The sequence below is a fragment of the Kitasatospora griseola genome (assembly GCF_014648555.1).
Taxonomy (GTDB): Bacteria; Actinomycetota; Actinomycetes; order Streptomycetales; family Streptomycetaceae; genus Kitasatospora; species Kitasatospora griseola.
Genome location: NZ_BMRI01000016.1, coordinates 1 through 6,437, shown reverse-complemented (window position 1 = coordinate 6,437; position 6,437 = coordinate 1). Strand labels below are relative to the sequence as shown.

Sequence of the window (6,437 nt, the reverse complement as noted above, 5' to 3'; positions counted from 1 at the left end):
CGAGCAGCGCGAGCCTGATCGCGGCGGGGTCGACGCCCTCGCGGCGGAGCGCGGAGACGAACACCAGGTTGCCGCGCGACTTCGACATCTTGTGGCCGTCGAGGGCGACCATCCCGGCGTGCACGTAGGCGCGGGCGTAGGGGTGGGCGCCGAGGGCGACCTGGGCGTGCGAGGCGCCCATCTCGTGGTGCGGGAAGGACAGGTCGCTGCCGCCGCCCTGGATGTCGAAGTCCATGCCGAGGAACTTCAGCGCGATGGCGACGCACTCGATGTGCCAGCCGGGCCGGCCGTGGCCGAGCTCGGTGTCCCAGGCGGGTTCGCCGGGTCGGGCGGCGAGCCAGAGCAGCGCGTCCAGCGGGTTCTTCTTGCCGGGGCGCTCGGGGTCGCCGCCGCGCTCGGCGAAGACCGGCAGCATCTGCTCGCGGGTGAGCCCGGAGACCTCGCCGAAGTGCGGGTCGGACTCGACGGAGAAGTAGATGTCGCCGTCGACCTCGTACGCGGCGCCGGAGGCGAGCAGCTGCTGCACCAGCGGGACGATCCACGGGATCGATTCGACGGCGCCGATGTAGTGCGCGGGCGGGAGCATCCGCAGCGCCGTCATGTCCTCGCGGAACAGGGCGGTCTCACGGGCGGCGAGTTCGGTCCAGTCCTGGCCGGTGGCGACGGCGCGCTCCAGGAGCGGGTCGTCGACGTCGGTGACGTTCTGGACGTACAGGACGTCGTGGCCGGCGTCCTTCCAGACCCGCTGGACCAGGTCGAAGGTGTTGTAGGTGGCTGCGTGGCCCAGGTGGGTCGCGTCGTAGGGAGTGATGCCGCAGACGTAGAGCCGGGCGGTCGGGCCGGTGGGTACGACCTCTCGGACACTGCTCGTGGCGGTGTCGTAGATGCGCAGGGGGAGCCCCTGACCGGGCAGGGCGGGAACCTCGGAGGTGGGCCAGGCATGCATGGCACCGACTCTAACCGTGCACTGATTTGAAAGACCAACCTGTTGGCGTGATCGGCTTGATTCCGCCAGTTCTCTGTTTCGGATCGGTATCAGACCGGCGGCCAGGGAATAGATGGCCAGTCAGCCGACGGCTGCGGGTGCCGTCCGGAGGCCAGCAGGGCGCCGATCCGGGCCCGCAGCGCGTCGAGTTCGGCGCGGGTGAGATGCGGGCGCAGCCGCTCGCCGAGCGGACCGTCGAGGTCGCCGGCGAGCCGGCCGAGGACGTCGAGGGCCTCGGCGGTGAGCGGTCGGTCGGCCCATCCCCACAGCAGGGTGCGGAGCTTGGGCTCGGTGTGGAACGTGACGCCGTGGTCGATGCCGTAGATCCGGCCGTCGGCGGCGGGCAGCCAGTGGCCGCCCTTGCGGTCGGCGTTGTTGAGGACGGCGTCCAACACGGCGAGGCGGCGCAGCCGTTCGTCGTCGCGGTGCACCAGCCAGGCCTGGCGTCCGGCGTCGAGTTCGGCGCGGACGATCGGCAGCCAGCCCGCGGCGGGCCCGTCGAGGGGCTGGAGGTCGAGGAGTTCGGGGGCGTCCGGGTCGGGTTCGATCCACAGCTGGACCATGCCGGGCCCGGCCGGGCCCTCACGGAGCACGGTCGGCGGGATCAGCTGCCACCCGGTGGCCGCGGACAGCTCGTGGGCGGCGGTCTCCCGGCCGGCCAGCGTGCCGTCGGGGAAGTCCCACAGCGGGCGTTCGCCGGCGACGGGCTTGTACACGCACGGGGCGGTGACGCCGTCCAGCGTGACGGTGCAGTACAGCACGGCGTTGGAGGCGTCGGTGACCCGGCCGTGGACGGCCAGCGTGCCCTCGCGCAGCAGGGCGAGGGCGGCGGGAGTGTCGGCGGCCAGGGCGGCGCTGGTGGCCGGGTCGGTGCCGGGGGCTTCCACGGCCGGTTGCCCGCTCAGCGCCGGTAGCCGTTCGCGCGGGGGCAGAGGTGGCCCTCGGGGTCGAGCGGCAGGTTGCAGAACGGGCAGGGCTTGCGGCCCGCCGCGACCAGGTCCAGGGCCCGCTTGGCGAACACCCGGGCCATCGCGCCGCTGAGCCGCACCCGCAGCAGGTCGGGGCCGTTCTCGTCGTCGAAGACCTCGATCTCGTCCTCGTCCTCGGACTCCTCGACGTACGCCTGCGCCTCGACCACCAGGCACTCCTCGCGGGCGTCCCAGGCCAGTGCCATGGTGCCGACCCTGAACTCCTGCTCCAGCGGCAGGTCGAGCGGGGCGGCGTCGAGCAGGTCGACGGGCGCGGCGGCCGGGATCGGGGCCTCGCCGCCGCTGCGCCGCAGCGCCTCGTCGAGGACTTCCTCGATGCGTTCGGCGAGGGCGGCGACCTGGGCCTTCTCCAGCAGCACGCTGGTGATCCGGCCGCGCGAGGAGGCCTGCAGGTAGAACGCCCGGGCGCCGGGCTGGCCGACGGTGCCGGCCACGAACCGCTCGGGCTGGTCGTAGAAGTGGACCTGACGGGACACGCTGCTCGCTCCGGTACGGGGGTGTGCGGTCTTCTCGATCTCACCCTACGGCCAAACGGGCCTGCCGTGGGGTGCGGGTGGCGCGGATTCCTGCCGGGGACGGCGGGGGCCCGGACGGCGCCGGTCCGGCGGGGCTCGGACCGCGCGGGTCCGGACGGCGCCGGCCCGGCGGGGCTCAGAGGGTGCCCGGCCCGGCCGGGCTCAGACGGTGCCGGTGTCGCCGCCGACCACCGCGTCGTCGCCGACCGAGTGGCCGTGCGGGCGCGGGGCGAGCGAGGACAGGCTGCCGGTGTCGCCGAGGCGCAGCAGGTACGGGCGGTTCGGGGTGTAGCGGATCGCCGTCACCGAGCACGGCTCGACCGAGATCCGCTGGAAGTGGTCGAGGTGCAGGCCGAGCGCGTCCGCGGCGATCGCCTTGATCACGTCGCCGTGGGTGGCGACCGCCCAGAGCGCGTCCGGGCCGTGTTCGACGGAGATCTTCTCGTTCCACTCGCGGACCGCGTCCACGGTGCGGTGGCTGAGCGCGCGCAGCGACTCGCCGCCGGGGAAGGCGGCGGCGGAGGCGTGGTCCTGGACGGTGCGCCACAGCGGTTCGTCGGCGAGCTCGGACAGCGGACGGCCGGTCCAGTCGCCGTAGTGGCATTCGCCGAGCCGCTCGTCCAGCTCGGGCGGGCCGAGTTCGGGGCGGGCGGCGACCAGCGGTTCCAGGGTCTGTCGGCAGCGCTCCAGCGGGCTGCTGACCAGCCGGACGACGGGCAGTCCGGCCAGCCGCTCCGGCAGGGCGGCGGCCTGGGCGCGCCCGGTGTCGTCCAGGTCGACGCCGGGCGTCCAGCCGGCCAGGATTCCGGCCGTGTTGGCGGTGGAGCGGCCGTGGCGCACGAGCAGCAGGGTGGGCATACCGCAAGCCTAAGGGGTGCTCCCCTCCCGGTGGGCTGGGGGTTCGGGTCACAATGGCGGGCATGATCGTGGATTGCGGCACTTACCGGGCCGGGCGGCGCGCCGAGGGGCCGGAGGATTTCTCGGACGCCCTGGATGCGGTCCGGGCGGCCGGCGACGGCTTCGTGTGGATCGGCCTCGCCGACCCGACCAAGGTCGAATTCGACCACGCCGCCGACGAGTTCGGCCTGCACCCGCTGGCGGTGGAGGACGCGGTGACGGCCCATCAGCGCCCGAAGCTCGACATCTACCGGGACTCGGTGTTCACCGTCCTGAAGACCGCCGGGTACCACCCGCACGACGAGTCGGTCTCCATCGGCGAGCTGATGATCTTCCTCGGCGACTCGTACGTGATGACGGTCCGGCACGGGCCGGAGAGCCCGCTCAAGGACCTGCGGGCCAGGCTGGAGGAGCAGCCCGAACTGCTGGCGCACGGGCCCGCCGCGGTGCTCTACGCGATCTTCGACATGGTGGTCGACCAGTACCTCGACGTGGCCACCGAACTCCAGACCGACCTGGACGAGTTGGAGGCGGAGATCTTCTCCCCCGGCCGGGTCCGCGGCGCCGCCGAACGCATCTACGGCTTCAAGCGGCAGGTGGTGAACTTCCGCAAGGCCGCCTTCCCGCTGATGGAGCCCGCGCTGCGCCTCACCCGGGCCGGCACCGCCTCCGGCGAGGTCAACGTGCCCTTCGTCCCCGCCGAGCTGCGCCCCTACTTCCGGGACGTCGCCGACCACCTGGCCAAGGTCAACGAGGTGGTGGAGAGCCTGGACCGCCTGCTCTCCGACATCCTGTCCGCCAACCTCGCCCAGGTCAGCGTCCAGCAGAACGACGACATGCGGAAGATCTCCGCCTGGGCCGCCCTGGCCGCCGTCCCCACCATGATCGCCGGCATCTACGGCATGAACTTCGAGCACATGCCGGAGCTCCGCCAGGCCTGGGGGTACCCGGCGGCGCTGTCCCTGATGGCCGGCGTCTGCTTCGTCCTGCACCGCCTGTTCAAACGCGCGGGCTGGCTGTAGCGGCCGTCCGCTCCCGGCAGGTCCGGGCCGCGCCGTCAGTGGCCGGTGCTCGTCCGGGGCGGCCGGTGGTCGGCGGCCGGCCCCGTCCTCGCCGTCAGGTCCTGCATCAGCAGCTCGAACATCGGCTGCTGATCCCGGACGGCGGTGGGACCGCATCGGCGGCAGGCGCACGCGGGGACCGCGTCGCTCACGCGCCCGGCCCCTGGCCGGGCACCGTCGTGCCCGCACCGTCGTCCGCGCCCGCCGCGGTCTGCCGCGGCGCGGCCTGCGCACTGCGGTCCTCCTCCAGGGCGATGTCCCACTGCGCCACCCGGTTCCGCGAGGCCGTCACCCGCAGCACCACCACGTCGATCGTGGAGCCGGCGGTCACCCGGCCCGCCCGCACCGCCTGCCACAGCGCGTCGCTCATGTTCGACCGGTGGAGCAGGCCCGGCCGCCGGTAGCCGTCCAGCCGCACCCGGACGTAGCCCTTGTTGGCCTGCACGTCGTGCACCGTGCCCGCGAAGCGCTCCCCGACCGTCGGGTACTCGCCGGCGGGCGGCGTCGCGAGGCCGGCCTTCGGCGCGTCGGCCAGCGCCACGTCGATGCGCCGCTGCACGGGGTCCACCCGCAGGATCCGCACCTGGACCTCGTCGTCCTTCGCGATGCCCGCGGCCCGCACCTGGTAGGCCGGGATGAACGACTTGCCGCCCTCGGGCAGCAGCTCGATGAACGCACCGGCCGCGGGGCTCACGTTGGTGACCCGCGCCGAGTACACCTGCCGCAGCCGGTAGGCCGCCACCAGCCGGGGCCACGGGTTCTCCTGGCGATACCGCTGCGTGAAGACCACCCGCCCCTGGTCGACGACGAAGAAGCCGTTGACCGTACTGCCCTGGCGGTAGTGCTTGCTGGCCGACATGTCCTCCGGGACCATGTCCCAGTAGCTGACCTCCTCGCGCCTCATCTCGGCGGCCTGCAACGGGTCCTGGATGTTCCGGACGAAGACCCGGTCCGGAAAAGCCAGTTCCACCTGCGCCGTCGCCTCGTACGCCCCCCACGTCGCGGTCCGCGGCACCAGGTCCCGCTCCGGCGCGGTGCGTTGCAGCTCCGCCTGGATCCGCTCCCGCAGCTCGTTCTTGAACCGCCCGAACTGCTCGAACTCCTGCGTGTAGGTGATGGGCCGGAGCCGCCCGACCACGTTCGTCGGGACCGCCGCCCCCTCGTACATGGTCACCACCATGCGCTTGTGCAGGCACATGGCCCAGCCGAGCTCCATGGCCACCGACGTCGACGGAACCGACAGGTCCACGACCACGATGCCGGCCCGGTCGACCCCGTCCCAGGCAGCCTCCAGCGGGCCGAGCGTCGTCTCGTCGTTGGTGTCGGCGCGCTGGGCGCTCAGCCCCAAACTCCGCACCACGGACTCGAGTTCCCGGTACACCGAGTCGAAGTCGAGGGTGCGGCCGTCGGGTACGGCTTTCCTCCCGTACGGCATCAGGAAGAAAACGAGGTTGGGATCCACCGGTCGACCCGGCTCGCGTTCCAGCTTCATGGACACGGCGAACTCCTCAAGGGTAAACGGCCGTGACGAACTAAGCCCGCTTCACTCACAAGGAACCACCAAGTCGACCGGCCCGCAAGGAATCTGACGCCGCATCGGCCTGCGGAAAGCCGACCCCCCGGCGCAGGACGAGAACCGCGGCGCACACCGGTGCGTGACCGGGGTGCGCCGCGTTCAGGACCTGCGGTGACGACTCGTCAGGACTGGTGCTGCCGACGGCGGCGGGCGGCCACCAGGGCGGCGCCGAGAGCCACGGAGGCTGCGCCGGCGGCGGTGATCGCACCGAGCGGGGCGTCGACACCGGTGGACGCGAGAACACCCGTGGCAGTGGTGGTGGTGTCGGTGGCGGTCACCGTGGTGGTGGTCGTGTCGGACACCGGGGTGACGGTGGTACCGCCCTGCTCGGGAGTGGTACCGCCGGTGCCCTGGTTGCCGCCCTCCGACTGGTGGGCGTTGGCCGTGTCCCGGGCCTGCGCCTCGGCCAGGCCG

Annotated in this window: 7 protein-coding genes; 1 reads left to right on the top strand and 6 read right to left on the bottom strand. The window is 72.8% G+C overall.

Annotation, left to right across the window (positions count from 1 at the left end):
* From mshC to IEZ12_RS20885, 4 genes are all read right to left on the bottom strand, one after another.
* A partial coding sequence (mshC, locus tag IEZ12_RS20900) for a cysteine--1-D-myo-inosityl 2-amino-2-deoxy-alpha-D-glucopyranoside ligase (protein WP_229847734.1) occupies nucleotides 1-946 on the bottom strand: 946 nt, incomplete at its 3' end.
* 89 nt (nucleotides 947-1,035) lie between these two features.
* Nucleotides 1,036-1,833 (bottom strand): SCO1664 family protein, encoded by a 798-nt coding sequence (locus tag IEZ12_RS20895; RefSeq protein ID WP_189273751.1) that lies wholly within the window; start codon nucleotides 1,831-1,833, stop codon nucleotides 1,036-1,038.
* A gap of 53 nt (nucleotides 1,834-1,886) precedes the next feature.
* Nucleotides 1,887-2,450, bottom strand: a complete 564-nt coding sequence (locus IEZ12_RS20890; RefSeq protein ID WP_043911479.1) for a DUF3090 domain-containing protein — start codon at nucleotides 2,448-2,450, stop codon at nucleotides 1,887-1,889.
* Nucleotides 2,451-2,651: 201 nt separating this feature from the next.
* The gene (locus IEZ12_RS20885) at nucleotides 2,652-3,347 is read right to left on the bottom strand and encodes a histidine phosphatase family protein (protein WP_189273535.1); all 696 of its coding nucleotides are present in this window, start codon (nucleotides 3,345-3,347) and stop codon (nucleotides 2,652-2,654) included.
* 62 nt (nucleotides 3,348-3,409) lie between these two features.
* Between IEZ12_RS20885 and IEZ12_RS20880 the strand changes: the two genes are divergently transcribed.
* Entirely contained in the window at nucleotides 3,410-4,408 is a 999-nt protein-coding gene (locus IEZ12_RS20880; RefSeq protein WP_308431056.1) for a magnesium and cobalt transport protein CorA, read from the top strand.
* Nucleotides 4,409-4,595: 187 nt separating this feature from the next.
* Here the strand turns inward: IEZ12_RS20880 and IEZ12_RS20875 are convergent, their stop codons facing one another.
* Together IEZ12_RS20875 and IEZ12_RS20870 are read right to left on the bottom strand one after the other, a co-directional pair.
* Nucleotides 4,596-5,939, bottom strand: coding sequence for a S1 RNA-binding domain-containing protein (locus IEZ12_RS20875; protein WP_229847751.1), 1,344 nt, complete (start codon nucleotides 5,937-5,939; stop codon nucleotides 4,596-4,598).
* Between the two features lie 206 nt (nucleotides 5,940-6,145).
* On the bottom strand, nucleotides 6,146-6,437 hold a 292-nt coding region (locus IEZ12_RS20870), incomplete at its 5' end, for an LPXTG cell wall anchor domain-containing protein (protein WP_189273529.1).